Source organism: Limimaricola sp. G21655-S1 (assembly GCF_027213785.1).
GTDB lineage: Bacteria > Pseudomonadota > Alphaproteobacteria > Rhodobacterales > Rhodobacteraceae > Limimaricola.
The window spans coordinates 131749-151367 of sequence record NZ_JAPWGO010000006.1 but is presented as its reverse complement, the minus strand read 5'-3'; the positions used below and the strand labels follow the sequence as shown (position 1 = coordinate 151367).

At 66.7% G+C, this 19619-nt stretch carries 9 protein-coding genes and 1 pseudogene; 7 read left to right on the top strand and 3 right to left on the bottom strand.

All coding sequences use genetic code 11. The features are described from left to right. Window positions 1–540: 540 nt before the first annotated feature. The 4 genes and pseudogenes from O4G76_RS08360 to O4G76_RS08345 all read left to right on the top strand — a co-directional run bounded on the left by O4G76_RS08360 (window position 541) and on the right by O4G76_RS08345 (window position 10796). The gene (locus tag O4G76_RS08360) at window positions 541–2565 is read left to right on the top strand and encodes a hypothetical protein (RefSeq protein WP_269396909.1); all 2025 of its coding nucleotides are present in this window, start codon (window positions 541–543) and stop codon (window positions 2563–2565) included. A 608-nt stretch (window positions 2566–3173) separates the two neighbouring features. Beyond that, window positions 3174–3866: pseudogene (locus O4G76_RS08355) on the top strand (response regulator transcription factor); the annotation flags it as partial. A 409-nt stretch (window positions 3867–4275) separates the two neighbouring features. Next, window positions 4276–9204, top strand: coding sequence for a calcium-binding protein (locus O4G76_RS08350; protein ID WP_269396908.1), 4929 nt, complete (start codon window positions 4276–4278; stop codon window positions 9202–9204). 281 nt (window positions 9205–9485) lie between these two features. Beyond that, window positions 9486–10796, top strand: coding sequence for a UDP-glucose/GDP-mannose dehydrogenase family protein (locus tag O4G76_RS08345; RefSeq protein ID WP_269396907.1), 1311 nt, complete (start codon window positions 9486–9488; stop codon window positions 10794–10796). A 206-nt stretch (window positions 10797–11002) separates the two neighbouring features. Here O4G76_RS08345 and O4G76_RS08340 read toward each other — a convergent pair whose 3' ends face one another. Beyond that, complete coding sequence (locus tag O4G76_RS08340) at window positions 11003–13225, bottom strand: hypothetical protein (RefSeq protein ID WP_269396889.1); 2223 nt, start codon at window positions 13223–13225, stop codon at window positions 11003–11005. A gap of 631 nt (window positions 13226–13856) precedes the next feature. On the opposite strand from O4G76_RS08340, the gene O4G76_RS08335 reads away from it, so the two are divergent. The 3 genes from O4G76_RS08335 to O4G76_RS08325 are packed head-to-tail and all read left to right on the top strand — an operon-like array spanning window position 13857 to window position 17190. Further along, window positions 13857–15059 carry a glycosyltransferase gene (locus O4G76_RS08335; protein ID WP_269396906.1) on the top strand — a complete coding sequence of 401 codons (1203 nt, stop codon included), beginning with the start codon at window positions 13857–13859 and terminating at the stop codon, window positions 15057–15059. Further along, on the top strand, window positions 15060–16295 hold the full coding sequence (locus O4G76_RS08330; RefSeq protein ID WP_269396905.1) for a glycosyltransferase family 4 protein: 1236 nt from the start codon (window positions 15060–15062) through the stop codon (window positions 16293–16295). Next, window positions 16288–17190 carry a sulfotransferase gene (locus O4G76_RS08325; protein WP_269396904.1) on the top strand — a complete coding sequence of 301 codons (903 nt, stop codon included), beginning with the start codon at window positions 16288–16290 and terminating at the stop codon, window positions 17188–17190. The genes O4G76_RS08330 and O4G76_RS08325 overlap by 8 nt, the downstream gene beginning before the upstream one ends. Here the strand turns inward: O4G76_RS08325 and O4G76_RS08320 are convergent. Together O4G76_RS08320 and O4G76_RS08315 are read right to left on the bottom strand one after the other, a co-directional pair. Next, window positions 17147–18619 carry an O-antigen ligase gene (locus O4G76_RS08320; RefSeq protein ID WP_269396903.1) on the bottom strand — a complete coding sequence of 491 codons (1473 nt, stop codon included), beginning with the start codon at window positions 18617–18619 and terminating at the stop codon, window positions 17147–17149. The genes O4G76_RS08325 and O4G76_RS08320 overlap by 44 nt on opposite strands. Then, window positions 18616–19611, bottom strand: a complete 996-nt coding sequence (locus O4G76_RS08315) for a sulfotransferase (protein ID WP_269396902.1) — start codon at window positions 19609–19611, stop codon at window positions 18616–18618. The genes O4G76_RS08320 and O4G76_RS08315 overlap by 4 nt, the downstream gene beginning before the upstream one ends. Window positions 19612–19619 lie beyond the last annotated feature (8 nt).

The window sequence follows — 19619 nt, the reverse complement described above, 5'->3', positions numbered from 1 at the left end:
CACCCCCCCATTCTCCCCGGGGGGGGGGAGCGGGGTCCGCGCGGGGTTCGGCGGCCCCGGGGGGGGCCCACCCCCTCCCGGGGCGGGCGCGGGCCCGCAGCCCCGGTCTCGCGCGTCACGGCCCCCAGGATCCATGGCACCCCGCGTCGTCGCGCGGGGCCGGGGCGCCCGGCCCGCGACACCGCTCCATTCGGCGCAACGCGCGCGCACGCACGGCAATAACCGCAGGGTCGGACGAGAGGTTTCCAGATTGGCGACAATGCTGAATGGAAACACGAATTCATTTCCCCGCCAGGAAATTGTGGCGAGAAAATGGTTGCTTCGTGGTGGCGTCTGTTTACCCTCGAGCCAGGTGCGAGGCGCCGCGGCTCCGTAAAGGCGATTGCGGGATCGAACAGGGCCGGAATTGCGGAGGATCGTTTTCACCGCCTCCGGTCGATCCTTCCCGCCTTGCCGTTTCCGGCCGCCGCCCGGCGTGCCATCTGAGGCGCGGGTTTTGCGTCTCCCGGTTTTTTAACGCGTAACCCAGAGGTCATTGTTTTGGCTATTCACCCCCATTCTCCCGACTTCACCGAAACCATCATCTACCGGGTCAACGCCGGCAGCACCGATGTCGCCGCGATCGATGGCGGCCCGGTCTGGACCGGCGACCTGGCGCTTGAGAACGGCCCGGGGCCGGTCTCCGTCACCGGTGATGTCGACAACGAATTCATGAGCAAGCTGACCGACGCCGAGAACGAGGTCGATTACATCGACCCGGAGGTGGCGGGCTACGCGCCCTGGCAGCTTTTCGTCCACGAGCGCTTCGACAGAAGCCGGCCGTCGACGGCGGATGACGAAGAGCCGCTGACCTACAATTTCGAGGTCGAGACCGGTGCGCATTACAAGATCACGCTGCTCTACGTCGAGAACTGGACCGGGGCCTTCGACATTCCGGCCAAGGACCGCATCTTCGACGTGACGGTGGACGGCGCGGGTTTTGACGCGTTCTCCGACCTCAACCCCCTGGGCGAGGCCGCGGCGGCGCTGGGGCAGGAGCTGCCCCCGAAAACCTCGAACCCGCCCGACAAGCAGCCCTTCCTGGGCACGGTGCTGACGCGGGAACTGGTCTACACCGCCGTGGATGACGAGTTGAACCTCGCCTTCATCAAGGACCACCAGAACGCCAAGATCAACGCGATCCAAATCAGCCAGATCCTGAATGGCCCCAGCGATATCGCCCTCACCGCCTTCGGCCCGCTGGCCGAGAACGCGACCGGCGCCAAGGTGGGCCGGCTGACCGTCACCGATCCGGATGCCGGTGATACGCATGGTTTCAGCGTCTCCGACAACCGCTTCAAGGTGACTGACGGCGGCATGCTGAAGCTGAAGCGCAAGGCCAGTCTCGATTTCGAGGACGCCTACAGCATCACCCTTGCGGTCACTGCGACGGACTCAACCGGACTGGGCCTGACCCGCGATGTCGAGATCGCCGTTCAAGACGTGGCCGAAGGTCGCCTCTCGGCCGTGACCAACGTGAGGACGGGTAGCGATGCCGGCGAGACCTTGAAGGGCACCAGGGCCAACGAGCTGATCGTCGGTCTGGGCGGCGAGGACATGGTGCTCGGTCGCAAGGGGGATGACATCGTCGCCGGCGGCGCGGGCGCCGACACGCTCTTCGGTCGCAAGGGCTTCGATACGCTCGACTACAGCTCTTCCGCACAAGCCGTCACCGTGAACCTGAAGAAGGGCATTTCGAAGAGCGGCGAGGAGTTTGGCGACACCTTCAAGAGCTTCGAGGGCGCGATCGGCTCCGCTGCGGATGACAAGCTTCTGGGCAGCAAGATCGGCAACGTGCTCATCGGCGGTGATGGCGCCGACATCCTCAATGGCCGTGGAGGCGCCGACTGGGCCGATTACATTCACTCGGACGAAGCCGTCACGGTGAACCTGGCCCAAGGAACCGGCATGGGCGGCGAAGCCGAGGGCGATCGCCTCGTGAAGATCGAGAACGTCCATGGCAGCACGCACAACGACACGCTGATCGGCGATGGCGGAGCCAACATCCTTGCCGGGGATGCAGGCCAGGACGAGCTGATAGGCGGCGGTGGTCGCGACACGCTGCTGGGCGGCGAGGGCCACGATACGCTGTGGGGCAATGCCGGCCGCGACAAGCTCGTGGGCGGCACCGGCACCGGAAGCGATGAGCTTCATGGCGGCAAGGGCAACGACAAGCTTCTCGGTGGCAAGGGCCGCGACACGCTGTCGGGCGATGCCGGCCGCGACAAGCTCTTCGGCGGCGCGGGGCATGACCTGCTCGACGGCGGCGCCGGCGACGACGTGGTACTGGGCGATGGCGGGGCCGACACCTTCATTTTCGATACCGGCAGCGACAAGCTGGTCGGCGGCACCGGTCTCGACACGGTCCTCTTCGACGGCGCGTTCGGCGATTACGGGGTAAGATTCGGCAAGGCGGTGGTCGTGACCATCAATGAGGATCGCGACGTGCTGATCGGCATGGAGCGGCTGGAGTTCGAGGACGCCGTCTATGTCCGCGAGGGCGGCAGCTGGGGCGAGCTCGGCTAGGGGTGAACCATCGCTGGCCGGACGTCGGGACGGGGGTTCGGCCGGCCCGCGCCCTTGCGGGATCGGGAGGGGAATGATCCGGCGATCCCTCCGGCAGGGAGCGCGGCGAGGGGGCTACCCGGGAGGCAGAGCCCCAAGACCTCGTCCGTCACCTATCCCGCCAGAAGCCGGTAGAGGGCGCCAAACAGCAGCACGTAGACCACCACTCCCAGGACGACGCCGGGGCCGATCCACCATCCGGGAGCAAACCGCGTGCGACGCGCCATGGCTGCCTCCCCCAAGATGACATCCCGGCGCCAAGTGTCGGGTCTGTGAATGCTCAACGATCGCAGCCTAGCACAATGTCCCGTATTTCAAAGAAAATCTGGGGCGCGACAGGCGCGCGGCAAGCGCTGCGATCGGGGCGAGCCCGTCCCGCGCCCGGGATCGCCAGCGACGGCAGGACAGGAGCGTCGCCCGGGGCCCATCGGCGGTCCCGCCCCGGCGCCGGGCGACAAAAAGGGTGGCCCAGGCCATGGCAGGCCCCGTAGGATTGGCCTGTCCCCCGATGGGCGTTTTTTCAGTCGTCGGTTTTCAGGTGTCGGTTTTTCCAAGTGTCAGGTGTTTTCATGTCGAAGATTGCATTGGTGGGTCACAACAGGACGTTTCTCGCCTCGGTTTCCAGGGCCCTGCAGGGGGAAGGCCTGGAGGTGGAAAGCTACAACAACGGAGCCGCCGCGCTCGCGGCCTTCGGGGCGCGCCTGCCGGACCTGGCGGTGCTGGGCCTCAAGCCGCCGCAGGGCAACGGCATGGATCTGCTCGAACGGCTGCGCCAGACGAGCAGCCTGCCCGTGATCCTCATGTCGTCGCGAAGAAGCGAGCTCGACGAGCTCCGCGCCCTGCGCATGGGCGCGGACGACTATCTCAGAACGCCCTGCTCGCAGCTCGTGCTGCTCGAGCGCATCCGCGCGCTGCTGCGCCGCCAGAAGCTCTGGGCCGCGGCGCGCCGCGAGGAGGCGATCGAGCTTCCCGTCATGGTCCGGGGCCCGCTCACCCTCGATGCCGCGCGCCTCGAGGTCACCTGGAAGGGCGAAGAGGTGGCGTGCAGCCCGACGGAATTCCTGCTGCTGCAGGCCATCGCCCAGAAGCCCGGCTTCGTCGTGTCGCGCGATCAGCTGCTCGGCGCGATCGGCGATACCACCTTGAGCGAGCGCGCCATCGACGGGCATATCAAGCGCATCCGCAAGAAAATGCGCGCGGTCGATGGCGGCTTCCTGGCCATCAAGACGGTCTATGGAAGCGGCTACCGCTACAGCGCCTATGAAACGACCCGGCCCCAGACGGTGCCGAGCCAGAAGCTGGTCAGGTCTTTGAATACACCCAACGGATCTATTGCGGTCTCGCGAGGCGCGGAGCAGACCTCCAGACCGATCCGGCCTCGCGAGCCTTGATTACAGCATGGTATTAACTTCACCGTCACCGGCGGGCCCGCAACTTCGCGCGCTTTCACGCTCAGACAAGGCTGTCGACGTCTCAGATACAGGTGTGAGGGGAAGCGGATCCGCAAAAGTGATCGCGGCGTCGAGTATGATCAGGGATTCCGACTGATGGCCTATTGCATTCTGCAGACCCTCTTCCGAATCTGATTGCATCATGTCCCGGCAGCCATGCCGTTCGAGATGCGGATTTCGCGCTTCTCCTTTTTTAACGCGTATTCCAGAGGCCAGTATCTTGGCTATTTCTCCGACAAACTCCAGCGAGAGCATCGTCTATCGCATCAACGCCGGCGGCGGCGACGTCGCGGCGATCGACGCCGGCCCGGTCTGGACCGGCGACCTGGCACTCGAAAACGCCAGCGGCCCGGTTTCTGTTGCGGGCAATGTCGAGCATGAATTTATCGGCAAGATGACCAACACCGAGGATGAGGTCACCTTTACCGACCCCGCCGTGGCGGCGATCGCGCCTTGGCAACTCTTCGTCCATGAGCGCTTTGACAAGATCAGGCCGCTGCCGAACGACGACGCGCCGCTGACCTACAACTTCGACGTCGATACTGGCGCAACCTACAAGATCACATTGCTTTACGTCGAGAACCGGACCGGCGCGTTCCGCCCGGGGAACGACCGGGTCTTCGACGTGACGGTCGATGGCGCGGCCTTCGCCGAATTCGCCGATCTGAACCCGCTGGGCGAAGCGGCAGCGGCGCTGGGGCAGGAGCTGCCGCCAACGCCGTCGAAGAGTGCAGCAAAACAGCCCTTCCTCGGCACGGTAGTCACGCGCGAGCTGGTCTACTCGGCGGTGGACGACGAGCTGAGCCTCACCTTTCTGCCTGACAACCAGAACCCCAAGATCAACGCGATCCAGATCAGTCAGATCCTGGACGAGATCACCGATATCGCACTGTCCTCCAACAAGGTGGCCGAGAATAAGCCCGGCGCCGCGGTGGGCGAGCTGTCGAGCGTCGGTCCAGACGCGGACGACGGGTATGTGTTCACCGTTTCGGATGACCGCTTCCAGGTAGTGGACGGCATGCTGAAACTGAAATCCGGGATCAGTCTCGATTTCGAGGACGCCTACAAGATCAGCTTGGCTGTCACCGCGACGGCGAACGGTGTGAACGTGACCGAAGTTTTCGAGATCGCCGTGCAAGACGTCGCTGAGGGCTGGCTGTCGGCCCTGACCAACATGGTGGAAGGCAGCAATGCTGGCGAGAAACTCAAGGGCACGAAGGCCAACGACCTGATCCTCGGGTTCGCCGGTAAGGATACGCTCATCGGCCGGAAGGGCGATGACATCATGGCTGGCGGCAAGGGCGCTGACAAGTTCGTGGGCGGCAGGGGCTTCGACACGCTCGACTACAGCGACTCCACGAAGGGCGTCATGGTCAACCTGCAAAAGGGTTCCGGAAAGGGCGGTGAGGCGCGGGGCGACAAGTTCAAGAGCATGGAAGGCGTGATCGGCTCCGACGCGAACGACAAGCTTCTGGGCTCTAGGACTGGTAACCTGCTGATCGGCGGCGAGGGGGATGACGTACTCAAGGGCCGCCGTGGTTCGGACGCCTTCATCTTCGGCCCCGGCAACGACAAGATGCTCGGGGGCAAAGGTCACGATACGGTCGTCTTCGACGGTGATGTCGGCGATTACGACATGTCCTTCGGCAAGAAGGTGACCGTCACCCTAGACGGCGACCGCAGCGTGATGAGCGGCATGGAGCGGCTCGAGTTCAAAGACACCACCTATCTCCGCGAAGGCGGCATCTGGGTCGACGTGAATGCCATCGTTCTCTCGATCGCCGATGCCCCGCCGCTCACCGAGACCGGCGACACCGGGACCACCGATCTCGCCTTCGGCTTGAGTCTGGACGACACCGGCTTCACCGGCACTCTGCAGGTGACCTACGATACCGGCACGGCGACGAACCAGAGCCAGAGCGTCAGCTTCGTCAACGGGGTGGGCACGCTGGTCGTGCCGGTTGCCAATGACGACCTCGTCAACGGCACCGAGACGGTGGCGGTCACCCTGACCGGGGCCAGCGGCACCGCCGCGCCGGTGACGCTCGGCACCGCGACCGCCAGCGGCATGGTCACCGAGGACGACGTCACGGCGCCCCCTGCCGACGTCGTTCTCTCGATCGCCGATGCGCCGACGCTCACTGAGACCGGCGACACCGGGACCACCGATCTCGGCTTCCGCCTGAGCCTGGACGACACCGGCTTCACCGGCGACCTGCAGCTGACCTATGACACCGGCACGGCGAGGAACCAGAGCCAGACCGTCAGCTTCGCCGGTGGGGTCGGTACGCTGGTCGTGCCAGTCGCCAATGACGACCTGGTCAACGGCACCGAGACGGTGGCGGTCACCCTGACCGGCGCCACCGGCAGCGGCGTGGTGGCGACGCTCGGCACCGCGACCGCCAGCGGCATGGTCACCGAGGACGACGTCATTGCCATCGTTCTCTCGATCGCCGATGCGCCGACGCTCACCGAGACCGGCGACACCGGGACCACCGATCTCGGCTTCCGCCTGAGCCTGGACGACACCGGCTTCAACGGCACTCTGCAGGTGAGCTACGACACCGGGACGGCGACGAAGCAGAGCCAGAGCGTCAGCTTCACCAGCGGGGTCGGCACGCTGGTCGTGTCGGTTCCCAATGACGACCTAGCCAACGGTACCGAGACGGTGGCGGTCACCCTGACCGGGGCCAGCGGTACCGGCGTGGCGGCGACGCTCGGCACCGCGACGGCTAAAGGCATGGTCACCGAGGACGACGTCACGGCCCCGCCCCCGCAGCCAACCGCCGCGCTGGAGGCCTTTGCAGCGCAGGGTGATCTCGATACCTCGCAGAGCTACGCGGCCGGGACCGTCGGTGCGGCCAAGCTCGGCATCATGCTCGGCAATACCAACATCGAGGCGTCGAATTTCGGCCTGAACAGCTTCAAGGTGACCAACACCGGCGACAAGAAGATCTCGGCGATCTTCATCGACGTCTCGGGCGCGCTCTACCCCGACAGCGTCTTCGACCCCGACGGCGCCGGCGGCGACAGCGCCACCAAGCCGTGGGCGGTCAACGCGGCGGGCAACACCGGCGCCTATATCGGCGGCGGCGTCGGCGGCTACTTCCTGCCCGGGCCCGACCCGCTGCCCAACACCACCGGCACCGGCAAGCCCTCCAACGGCGGCTACAAGGGCGCGATGGTCAAGTTCGACCCGACTGTCAGCGGCGGCTTCGGCAAGAACGAGACCGTCGGCTTCTCGGGCGACATGGACCCGAACTCGATCGCCGGTCTGACCAAGAACTCGCTGGACGCCCTGGCCGTCGACGGCTGGGACGTCGGCGGCATCTCGGGGCACGAGCTGATCGGCTCGACCTTCACGGTGCTGTTCGACGACGGCACCACCGCCTCGGGCCAGCTGGGCTCCGACGGCAGCGCCTCGGGCAGCCACGCCATCGCCACCCAGAACGGCGCCGGCGCGGTGGCGCCGACGCTGAGCGTCAACGGCGTCGGGGCGGGCGGCACCGGCAGCTATGGCGGCAGCCAGCCCTCGGTGATCGTGTCCGGCACCCCGGGCGACACGGTGATGGTGACGCTGACCAAGGGCTTCAACCCGGTGCAGGGCACGGGCGACATCCCGGCGCTGGTCGAAAACCGGCTCGACGCCTACGCCTTCAAGGCCAACAACACCTTCGACAACCAGCACGTCGTGGTGAAGCTGAACAGCAGCGGCATCGCGGATCTGTCGCACCGCTTCGACTACGACGAGAGCCCGGCCAACAGCAAGGCCGACGGCACCTTCCCGGGCGACGACGTGTCCCCGATCGGCTTCGTCGCCGCGGTGGTCGATCCGGCCAACGGCAACGCGCCGATCAGCCCGATCACCAAGCCGATCTACCTCACCAACCAGGGCGGGCCGGTGAGCGGCGATCCCAGCTCCGGCCCGGAAGGCTACTTCCAAATCGTGAACTCCGGAGCAGACGGATACTTCAAGATCCAGATCGAGGACGAGAACGGCACCGGCGGCATCTCCCCGGGTGGGAAATGGACATACCACACCGCCCCGGACGCGGCCGGGCGGCAAACCAATTTCCAAGGCAACGGCTACTATCTGTTCGGCTCGAACACCTCGACCGCGATCGACAACAACGTCGATGGCACCGACCGTCTCGAATACACGATCTACGTGCCCGAAACCGACCTCGGCACCTACAAGATCAATTTCGCCGTATCGCGCGACGGCCTCGCGGCGGGGGACCAGCAGAACGATCTGTGGCTCAACTTCAAACCGGCCGGTCAGGCGGGGAATGGCGACATTCTCTCCTACATGCCCGCGAACGCCCGCCCGGAGCCGCATCTGGACGGTTTCGTCAAGGTCTATGGCGGCTCCAACAACGGCAACTGGTCCCAATCCTTCAGGGTCGATGGCCAGCCGAACTACAACGCCTCGGTGACGATCACCGAGGCCGGGCTCTACACGGTGCAGGTCGAGGGGCGCAGCCAAGGCTACCACGTCGACTACTTCGAGCTCTACAAGGGCAGCGATCCCGCGAGCAGTGCTGCGAACTCGGCCTTCGTCGCAGGGATCCCCGGCAATGGCGGGGGTGACGGTGGTGGCGACGGCGGCGGCAACACGGGCGGGGACATCTTCGGGACGATCGTCACGCCGATCGGCGCCTCCTCCGACGATTGGGAGCAGTTCGGCGGCGGCGGCAGCAAGGATCTCGAATTCGGCCTGAACGGCAGCCAGCCGCAGGCCGTGGGGATGCGCTTCGACGGGATCGACATCCCGCAGACGGCGATCATCACCGATGCCTACCTGCAATTCACCGCATTCGAGACGTCCTCGGGCGCCGCGAACCTCACCATCGGCATCCAGGGCAGCGAAAGCGCCGCCACATTCTCCTCCAGCGCCCCACCGCAATCGCGCGTCATCGTCGACGAGTTCGCCTGGTCGAATGTCGAGCAGTGGACCGCCGGGGGGACATACCGGACGCCCGACATCAGCGAACTGATCGAAACGGTGATCGGCGCCGACGGGGCCTCGAACGCGGCCCTGGCCTTCATCGTCGCGGGCAGCGGCAGCCGGGTGGCGAGCAGCTTCAACAACGGCGACGCGCCCGAGCTGGTCCTCGTGCTCGACGACGGAAGCACGCTCACGATGTGAGCCCATGCATGCATCCCCGGCCGGAAAATCGGCCGGGGGCGAAGCCCCCGGAAACGCCTTGGCCGCAGATCAGCGACTGTCCATGGAATTGAGACGGAATTGCCGTCGCCGAATTGGTGGCCGCCGTCCTGTTTTCCGCTCGTTTGGACCGAAGAATATGTTTCCAATGCCAGAGTCCTGATTTCCGGCAAAAGACAGGCTGCCCGAGCCTTCATGGCGCTTGATATGCTGATTTCCCCGGCCTCTAATGACAGAGCGGAGCTTGAAAAAGGGCACTGAGCATGAAGATTGCGATTATTGGTACCGGTTACGTCGGCCTCGTCACCGGTGTCTGTTTCTCCGATTTCGGCCACGAGATGGTTTGCGTCGACAAGATCCCTTCGAAGATCGAGATGCTCAGGCGCGGCGAGGTGCCGATCTTCGAGCCCGGGCTCGACCGGCTGCTGGAGCGCAACGTCCGAGCCGGGCGGTTGAGTTTCAACGAAGATCTCGCCCAAGCCCTCGAGGGGGCGGACGCCGTCTTCATCGCGGTCGGGACACCGACGCGGCGCGGCGACGGTCATGCCGATCTCAGCTTCGTCATGGCAGCGGCGGAGGAAATCGCCCGCGCGGCCCGGGGCCCGATCGTCATCGTGACAAAATCCACCGTCCCGGTGGGGACCAACCGGCGGGTGCGGGAGGTCGTCGCCGCGGCCAATCCCGATCTCGATTTCGACGTGGCGTCGAATCCGGAATTCCTGCGCGAAGGGGCCGCGATCGACGATTTCATGAAGCCCGATCGCGTCGTCGTCGGTGTCGAAACCGAACGCGCCGCACGGGTGATGCAGGAAATCTATCGACCTCTCTACCTGCGGGATTTTCCGATCGTGATGACGGATCTGGAATCCGCGGAGATGATCAAATACGCGGCGAACGCGTTTCTCGCGGCGAAAATCACCTTCATCAACGAAATCGCCGCCCTGTGTGAAAAGGTCGGGGCGGATGTGAAGCAGGTATCCAAGGGCATGGGTCTCGATGGCCGTATCGGCAAGACCTTCCTGCATGCCGGGCCCGGATATGGCGGCTCCTGCTTTCCCAAGGATACGCAGGCCCTCGCCAGGATCGGTCAGGACCATGCGAGCCCGATCCAGCTGGTGGAAACGGTCATCAAGGTCAACGAGGAGGTCAAGCGGCGCATGGTCGACAAGCTGCTCGACCTTTGCGACGGCTCGTTCAACCGCAAGACCGTCGCGGTGCTCGGCGTCACCTTCAAGCCCAACACCGACGACATGCGCGACGCGCCCTCGCTCACCATCGTGCCGGCGATGATCGGCGGTGGCGCGATGGTGCGGATCGTCGATCCGCAGGGGCGCCGGGAAGGGGAAAGCATGCTGCCCGGCGTGGAGTGGATGACCGATCCCTACGCCGCGGCTGACGGGGCTGATCTGGTTGTGGTGTTGACGGAGTGGAACGAGTTCCGGGCGTTGGACCTGCGGGAGCTGGCGGGGCGGATGGCCTGTCCGCGGATGGCGGATCTGCGCAACGTCTACAGCCCGGGCGACGTCCGCGCGGCAGGCTTCGTGGCCTATGAGGGGGTGGGCCGCCGCGGCTGAGACCGCGGCCCCGGTCCCGGGCGCTTGTGCGGCTCAGGGGTGGCTCCGGAGTGGCTTTGGGCGCGGATACGACAAGACCCCGGCCGCGGGGGCGGCCGGGGTTGCGCGCGCCGGGGGACGGCCGGCGCGGCGGGGATGGCCCCCGGGCGGCCGGGCCGCCCGGGGGGGTCGCGCGGGCCGGGGCCCGGCGTCGCGGACCCGGCCGGTCAGGCGGCCAGCAGGTCGTTGGGCAGGAAGTCGAAGGAGTCGACGCGCAGCGGCTCGCCGCCGTCATCCTCGCCCGACAGGCTGAGCCGGTCGCCCTTCTGCAGCCGCACATCCTCGATCACGTGCCGGGTCAGCGTGTTGTTGTTGGCCAGCCGGTCGCCCAGATCGGCGTCCCAGATCCAGGCGTCGAGCGCCTCGCCGTTGAGCTCCACCGCCAGCCGGCTCGCGCCGTCATTCTCGTCGAAATAGTTCACGACGATGTCGTAGAGCCCGGCCTCGCCCTCGAAGTCGGTCTCGGCGGAGTGCTCGCCCCGGCCGTCGCGGCGGATCGCGGTGCCGCCGGAGGCGTTCTTCAGGCTCTCGGCGACGAAGCCCGAGAGGTCGAAATCCTCGGCCTCGAGATGCAGCGCCGTCGCGGCGGGCGCGGCCTTCGCGGCCTCCTCGGGCGCGGCGGGGGCCTTGGGCGCCTTGGCGACGTCGCCGCCGCCGGTGCTCTGCGCGAATTCGAGCGTGTCGATGCGCAGCGGCTCCTTGCCGTCGCGGGTGCCCAGCAGCGTCACCGTGTCGCCCTTGGCGAGCTCGAGCCCCTCGATCACCTTGGAGGTCCGGGTGTCGTTGTTGGCCTTGAACGAGCCGAGATCCTGGTCCCAGTCCCATTCGGCGACGGTGCGGCCGTTGACCTGCACCGCCAGCCGGCTGACGCCGTCATTCTCGTCGAAATAGTTGACGGTCAGGTCGTAGCGGCCGCTGGCGCCGTCGAAGTCCATCTCGGCGCGCTGCATCGCGTCCGAGCGGGCCCGGACCACGCCGTTGCCGGAGGCCGCGTTCAGCGTGTCGACGCTGAGACCGCCGCTGAGCTGCAGCGTCTCGGCCTCGACCACGCGGCCCGGCGCCACCTTGGCGGCCGAGCCCGTCGCCGGCGCCGCCTCGGCGGCCGGCGCGCTCTGGGCCGGGGCCCGCGCCGCCGGGGCGCCGGCCGTGTCGCCGGCCTTGTCGCCGCCGCTGCCCGGCTGCGCGTCGAAGCCGTCGATCAGGCCGTTGATGTAGTCCTCGATGTTGGCGTAGCCGTCCTTGTCGGCGTCGGCCTGCGCGTCGGCGCGGTTCGGGTCCGAGCCGATCAGGCTCTCATAGTCGTCGGGGATGCCGTCATCGTCGCTGTCGCGCGGGCCGCGGCGCAGGCCGCCGTCGAGATAGCCGCCGACCTCGTCGGGGCTGTCGATGATCTTGCCCTTGCCGTCGCGGACGTAGTCGATGATCCGCGCGTCGATCGCGTTCAGCCCCTGGGCCCGCGCGCCGGCGGTCGAGAGCACGTGCTCGAGCAGCTCGTCGGTGCCCATCACCTCGGTGGTGCGCGGCGTGAACACGTAGTCGTTCTTGACCTTGGAGGTCGCCGAGCCGGCGATCTCGGCCTCGTTGCCCGACAGGTAGTAGGCGGTGGAGGCCTGCGGCGATTCCAGGCGGATCGCCTCGCGGCCGGCGCTGTCGGGGCCGGCCTGGTAGATGTTCGAGACCACGTTGGCGGTCGAGCCCTCGTTCAGCCGCAGCCCGTTCGGCCCGTAATTGTGCACGACGTTGTTGACGAACTCGATCTGCTTGGCGTCGTCCTTGATCGTCGCGTTGCGGTGCTCGTTGCTGGCCAGCAGGTTGCCGACGACGCTGACATTCGAGCTGCCGTCGCCGATCAGCAGCCCCATGCTGTGATCGCCCTTGGGGTGGATCGAGCTCTGCAGCGCCTCGGCCATGATGTTGTTGGAGAAGGTCACGTTCTTCGGCGCGCCCCAGGTCGAGGCCAGCTCGTCGACCGACCAGGAGATCGAGTTGCTGTCGATCATCACGTTCTCGACGGTCGCGCCGCGCTTGCCCACCGCGATGCCGTCGCGGTCGTCGGGCTTGCTGCCGTCGGCGGCATCGCCCGGCCGCACGTTCAGGCCCCGGATGATCACCTCGCTCTCGACGACGCGCAGCCGGCCGCCGGTCACGGTGATGCCGCCCGGCGCGGTCTGGCCCGCCACGGTGACGTCGCCGTTGATCTGGATCTGGTCCTTCAGGTCGATCTGGCCGCCGACCTCGAACACGACGATCCGCTTCTGGTCGAGATCCTCGAGCGCCCAGCGGAGCGACCCGACGCCGGAATCGTCGAGATTGGTCACCTTCACCACTTCGCCGCCACGGCCGCCCTTTGCCTGGGCTCCAAAGCCCTGAGCTCCTTCGAAAGCCAACATGTTGCTACGTTCTTCCCTATTCCCTGGATCGCCCGACCATTCCCCGATCGCCGGATCCGATTTGGCATTTGCGGACCGATCCCCGGCCCCATTCCGACGTGATGCATATCCAGCCCGATCTGCCTGTGCAGTCCCTCAGGTCGTGACGCCACGTCGCTAAGTGGAAATCCGCCATTGATCGGCGGAGCCTTACCGAAACTCGCGAAATCCGCCGCGAAAGGCGGGAACGAGGGGCAGGCTAGACCGCGAAACTTTCCCGACCCGTTAACGGGCTGCAGGCCGCCACACGACAAATCGTCGCACCCGACCCGCTCCCGCCCCGCAGCCCGCGAAACCTTCGTTTCCCAGCCGAACCGGCTCCTTCGGGGTCGATCACAGCGCAAGGACCGACCGATTCCCCGGCGAAAACCCGGCAATTTCACGCCGGTCCCGCCGCCCGAACCCCAATCCGCGCCGCAATCACGTTTTTCCTGTCATCAACGCAACACCTGCGGCATGCTCAAATGGCCGGCGCTGGAGCCGATGTCATTTTCGGTCGCATTTTACCGACATCGTTCCACCGAACCGGCAGGTGCGCCGTTCAAGTGCCCATGAACGGTATCGGTATCAGGTTCCAGGGAGCGGTATCCCAATGCACGATTTCAAAATACTCGCTTTGACCAAGGCAACGGGAGGTATTGCCCTCTACAATCGGCTCCTTTTGTCCGAGCTCGACAAGATGGGCGTGGTTTCGCACACGTTATGTTTGTCGGAGGAAGCGGAATCCTATGCGCAAAACCTCACCGAACTCGGTCTCGGTGCGGAGGCGATGCCCATGGCGCGCTACAGCATCGACCCGTTGGGAGATGCGAGGGTCCTGATGCGAACGCTCCGCCTCGTGCGCGATCTCGACGTGGACGTGGTGATCTGCCACGGCAGCAAGGCCGGCTTCATCGGACGCGCGGTCGGGCTCATTACCGGCCGACCGATCATCTATCGGCAGGCGTCGCTGCCATTCCTGAAACGGGTGCAGGGCCGCAAGGCGTCGCTCTACTGGGCGCTCGACTTCGCGGCGAAATGGTTCGGTGGCCATGTCGTGACCCTGACCGACTATGCCCGGCGCCAGACCCTGGCCCACAAGCTCGTCCGCCCCGACCGGATCAGCGTGATCCGCACCGGGGTCGATATCGATCGCTTCCGGCCCGCCGAGGATCGCGCCGCGCGGATTCGCGCATTGGGTCTCGACCCCGACCGCCCGGTGGTCGGCTGGATCGGGCGGATCGAAGCGCAAAAGGCGCCGCTCGACTATGTCGACACGTTGCGGCGGGTCGCCGGGCGCCATCCGGAGGCGCAGTTCGTCCTTGCCGGCGAAGGCCGGCTGCGTGGCGAGGTCGAGGCCGCGCTCGCGGCGGCCGGCCTGTCGGACCGGGTCGCCATGCTGGGCTGGCAAAGCGCGCCGGAACAGGTACTTCAGGCCCTCGACGTCTACGTGCTGACCTCGCATTGGGAGGGGCTGCCCCTGACCTTGCTCGAGGCCATGGCATGCGGTTGCTGCTGCCTGTCCACGGATGTCGATGGCTGCGCCGAGGCGATCGAGGACGGGGTCAGCGGACGGCTGGTCGCGGCGGGGGCGACCGAGGATCTGGCGTCGGCGCTCGATGACGTGCTGCGCGATCCCGGCCTGCGGCGCCGCTATGCCGGGGCGGCGCGCCAACGCACCGTCGCCCTGTTCGACAAGACCGAAATGGTCGCCAAATGGATCGAGCTTCTCTCCAACGTGACCGCCGGGAAATCCCGCGCGCGGGGAACGCCGCGGCCGATCATCCCCGCGCGATCCCCCTCGGAGGGCCGCTGAATGTCGCCGCGGGACCTTTCCGAGGCCGGCGCCGTGTCGAACGCGGTGGCACCGGCGCGACCCTTGAACATCTGCATGGTCATCTCCTCCTACCACCCCATCGTCGGCGGGGCGGAGAAGCAGGTCGCGCAGCTCGCGCGTCTCATGATCGATGACGGCCACCGCGTGCAGATCGTCACCCGCCGCTATCCCGGCCTCGCTGCGCGCGAGGAGATCGACGGGGTGCAGGTGTCGCGGATTCCCAATTCCGGCCCGCTGGGCAGTCTTGGCTTCATTCTGGGCGCGGCCCGCGAGATCAGGCGGCTGCAGCCGGACGTGATCCACTGCCATTCGCTCTTCTCGCCCGCCCTTGCAGGCGCGATGGGCCGCGGGCTGACGCGCCGCCCGCTGCTGGCAAAGCCCATGTGCGGCGGCGAGGCCAGCGCGATCATCCGCAAGCCGCTCGGTCGACGCCGGCTGTCCTATCTCGGGCGGGCCGTCGATCGCTTCGTGGTGATCAGCCGCGAGATCGAACAGGAGCTTCTCGATCTCGGGCTGCCCGGGGACAAGTTCCGCTTCATCCCCAACGGCGTGGACGGTCGCCGGTTCTACCCGCTCGAACATCCGGTCAAGCGAGAGGAATTGCGGTTGCGGCTCGGGCTTCCGAGCGGGGTGCTGTTCCTCTTTGCCGGCCGCATGGCCGCGCAAAAGCGCCTGCCGCTGCTGCTGGAGGCCTGGAAATCGGTTCGCGCCGATCACCCGCAGGCGACGCTGCTCATCGCGGGAGCGAACCGCGCATCGGGCGAGGGTTACGAGGCCACCTTCGGCGAAGGCGAGGCGATCCCGGCCGCGCTGCTCGAACAGCCCGGCATCCGCATGCTGGGCCATGTCGAGGACATGCCGGACCTGCTGCGCGCCTGCGACGTCTTCGTGCTCCCATCGGCGCGCGAAGGGCTGTCCAACGCGCTGCTCGAAGCCTGCGCCACCGGGTTGGCGACGGTCACAGCGCGCACCGGCGGTGCGATGGATTTCGTCGTGGATGGGCAGAACGGCCTGCTGTTCTCGGTGGATGACCGGGACGAGCTGGTCGCGGCGCTCGGCGCGCTTGCCGCCGACGAGGATCTGCGCAACCGGCTCGGCGCCGCCGCGCAGCGCACGGTGGCCGAAGATTACGACATAAGGCGGACGGCTTCGGGCCTGCTCGCCGAATACGCGGAACTCGTGACGCAAGCCACGGCAGGAGGAAGCCATGCCTGAGACCGGACCTATTTTCCTGCTTGGCCTGCAGCGGGGGGGCACGAACCAGATCCTCAACGCCCTGCGTTCGCATCCCGATACCTACTGGCCGAATGGCGAGCTGCACGAGGTGCTGCGGCCGCGGCGCCCGGCCAGCCTCGCGGCGCTGCGCTGCTGGGCGGGCTACCTGCCGACGCTGATGCGCCGTGGCGACGTCCTCAATCCCCGCCGCCCGCCGGGGCCGCTCGGCGCGCGCGACCTGAAATGGCTTCACGCGGCGCTGATGCGGGCCTGCGCCGACAATACGGGCGAGGTACGGCGCTACCGCCGCGCCCTCGCCGAGCAGGGCTTCGGCCCCGAGGCCGGGCCCTTCGGATCGAGGCTCGTGGTCAAGCTCGTGAACTACAATGTCGGACTGGCGCCGGATCTCGCGCGGATCTACCCGGATGCGACGTTCATCGGGCTGATGCGCGATCCCTTCGGCATCTGCGAAAGCATGATGGCGCGCGGCGCCCGGCCCGAAACCATCCTGCCGCTCTACCGCTATGTCGGTGAAAGGCTGCTCGACCTCGAAGCGCAGGGCCTGCCGGTCACGATCATCCGGCTCGAGGACATGGTCGCCGATTTCCGGCAGGTGGTGGAGACCGTCTACGCCGCCTGCGGCCTCGACGCGAGCGCGACATCGGGGCTGTGCCTGCAGCGCAAGGAACGCGTCCTTGCGCCGGACGGTCGCCTCGTGGGCATGAACAAGATCGACACCTTCCACGCCTTCGACAGCGTCAATGCGCATATGCGCAAGGACGTGAACCGCGCCGCCCGGGCCGGGCTGCCGCCGCAGGCCGTCAACGGGGTGCTGCACAGCTGCAGCGCACTCATGGAACGTTTCGGCTACGCAACACCCGGGGACGCCCGCTGAGGAAGGGCGATCCGGCATAGTGGTAGCGCAGGATCCACTCGGCCTCGAGCGCTACCGCGATGACCAGCCACAGAAAGCGCGGAAAGGAATCCTGCAGGAAGGTCATCGCGGCGAGGTAACCCGCGAGCCCGGCGCCGAAGGCCGTGACATGTCGGGCAAGACGGACCTCGCCGATGCCATTGGCGAAGCGCACCGCGCCGATGATGCTGCGAGCCGCGACGAACAGGATCGCGCCCATCAGGAGCAGGCCGACGAGGCCCTGTTCGGTCAGGATCTCGAGATACAGGCTGTGGGTCGAGCGGCCTTCGCCCCGGAAGATCAGGCCGAGTTCGAGCGCCATGTTCTGATAGTAGGAGTTGAAATTGCCGATGCCGACCCCGAGCACGGGATGCTCCTTGAACAGCTCCAGCGCCACCTGCCAGCTGGCCAGCCGGCCCTCCGTGCTGGTATCCAGCTCGCCTTCGGAAACGGTCCCGAGGATCGTCGCGAAACGCTGGATCAGCTCGTCGCTGGCGACGGCGGCCACCAGAAGCACCGTCACGACGCCGATCACCACGAAGCTCAGGACCTGGCGCAGGGTCAGGCCGGTGCCCAGAACCAGCAGGGCCACCGCGAGGCCGATCAACCCGCCGCGCGACTGCGTCGCGAGCAGCCCCGCGATCAGCAGGCCGGACACGACGGCCCAGCCCAGACCGGACAGGGCGTTGCGCGCGTTGAGAAGCTGGAACAGGGCCAGCGGGATCGTGAAGACGATGATGCAGGCAAAGAAGTTCGCGTCGCCGAGCGGCCCAGAGAAACGCCCGCTATTGGCGATGACGACGGCAAAACCGTGGAACCCGGCCATCATGTTGCCAAAGACGATCTGGTAGATGCCCAGGGCGCAGATCGCGGCGACCGCCAGCACCGCCGAGGTGGTGATGGTCTCGATGCCCCGGCGCTGCGACATAAAGGCCAGCGCCAGCAACGCCACGAGCGCGTCCTTGGCGAAATCGATGGAAAGGTTCAGGCTCAGCTCCCAGCGCGCCGCATAGGTCGCGCTGAACAGCTTCAGCGCGAAGAAGACCGTCAGGCTCAGGATCGCCACCCAGGCGATATAGGGCCGTTCCTGGTACAGGAGGAAACGGGCCGCCAGCAGCGCGAAGAGGCCGGGCGCGACGAGCTTGGCCGTCGATGGCAGGTCGAAGGCCACGATGAGGTTTTGCGACATGTTCGTCACGATCATCACCGTGAGCCCGGCCAGCGCGATGAGCGGAAACCGTATCGCCGCCGCGAGGCCGAGGAACGCCAGCGGCGCGACGATCAGGATCTTGGCGGATTTGTCGCCGATCGTGAGCGCGACGAAACCCGCGAACAGGCCCGCCGCCAGCATCCAGACGAGGTTGAGGCGGGGCCTGAACGGCGCCGCCGGATGGGCGGTGTCGTGGCTCATGGCAGCTTGCGCCGTTTTTGCAGGCGGTTGCCGAGATTGATGCTGATCCCGTCGAGCAGCCCCTTCTTGCGGATGTATCGCACGGCCGATCTGCTGCCATCCATCGCCGCGACGACGCCGAGCCGCAAGGGCGAGAGCGGCACGTGCCGGGTCGCGTATTCGAGCTCGTAGGGCGTGTCGCGCGCGGCATCGAACACGATCTCCTCGATCCGTCGCTGCGCGCGCGGGCTGAGCCGCTCGCGATAGCGTCCCAGATTGGCGGCGTCGATGAAGCGTTTTCCGGCGGCCTTGCCGATGTTCTCGGAGGGCCGGATCAGGGATGTCATCTCGGGCGCATAGCCGACGTCGAGAAAATCGCAGGCCCGCCGCAGCTCGGCCTCGGGCGCGCGCAACAGATCCTCGTAGAAGATCTCCATGTAGCGCCCCTCGAGCGCGGCGGCGTCGCGGCGACCGACCGACACGTTGCGGGCCCATTTCGTGGCGCTGCGCAGCAGGTTGTGACGCCATGCGTTCTGCGCCGAAACGGCGACGTCGCGCGGATCGCGGATGATGTGGATGAAGCGGGCGGTCGGGAAGATCTCCGACAGCAGCGGCAGGTCGAGCACGTAGGAGGGGGTCTTGTCACCCCAGATCGCCGTCTGCGGGGCATCGGGGTCGCCGTAGAACCGCAGGATCGGCTCGAAGGCCTCGGCCCAGGTCAGGGCATCGCGCAACTGCTCGAAATCCGCACGCCGCATGACGCGTTTGCCCATGCGCCGGCTGAAGGTCTGAAAAGGCATGCGGTCGAAGGCTGCGAAGAAGCGATCGAGATCGACGGAGAAGAAGGCCGGATCGGTGCCGAAGCTCCGGTAGAGATAGGGAATGAAGTGGCTTTCGGGGTTGCACAGGTTGATGCCCGGATTCCGGTTCAGCAATTCCCGCAGGAGCTTGGTGCCGCTGCGCGGGCTGCCGACGATGAAGAGCGGTCCGGTAAAGGCATCGGTCGTGAACATGCGAACCC

Coding starts and splice junctions, on each gene's coding strand:
- O4G76_RS08325 (WP_269396904.1), top strand. CDS start 16,288: ATGCCTGAGACCGGACCTATTTTCCTGCTTGGCCTGCAGCGGGGGGGC.
- O4G76_RS08315 (WP_269396902.1), bottom strand. CDS start 19,611: ATGTTCACGACCGATGCCTTTACCGGACCGCTCTTCATCGTCGGCAGC.
- O4G76_RS08330 (WP_269396905.1), top strand. CDS start 15,060: ATGTCGCCGCGGGACCTTTCCGAGGCCGGCGCCGTGTCGAACGCGGTG.
- O4G76_RS08335 (WP_269396906.1), top strand. CDS start 13,857: ATGCACGATTTCAAAATACTCGCTTTGACCAAGGCAACGGGAGGTATT.
- O4G76_RS08345 (WP_269396907.1), top strand. CDS start 9,486: ATGAAGATTGCGATTATTGGTACCGGTTACGTCGGCCTCGTCACCGGT.
- O4G76_RS08320 (WP_269396903.1), bottom strand. CDS start 18,619: ATGAGCCACGACACCGCCCATCCGGCGGCGCCGTTCAGGCCCCGCCTC.
- O4G76_RS08340 (WP_269396889.1), bottom strand. CDS start 13,225: ATGTTGGCTTTCGAAGGAGCTCAGGGCTTTGGAGCCCAGGCAAAGGGC.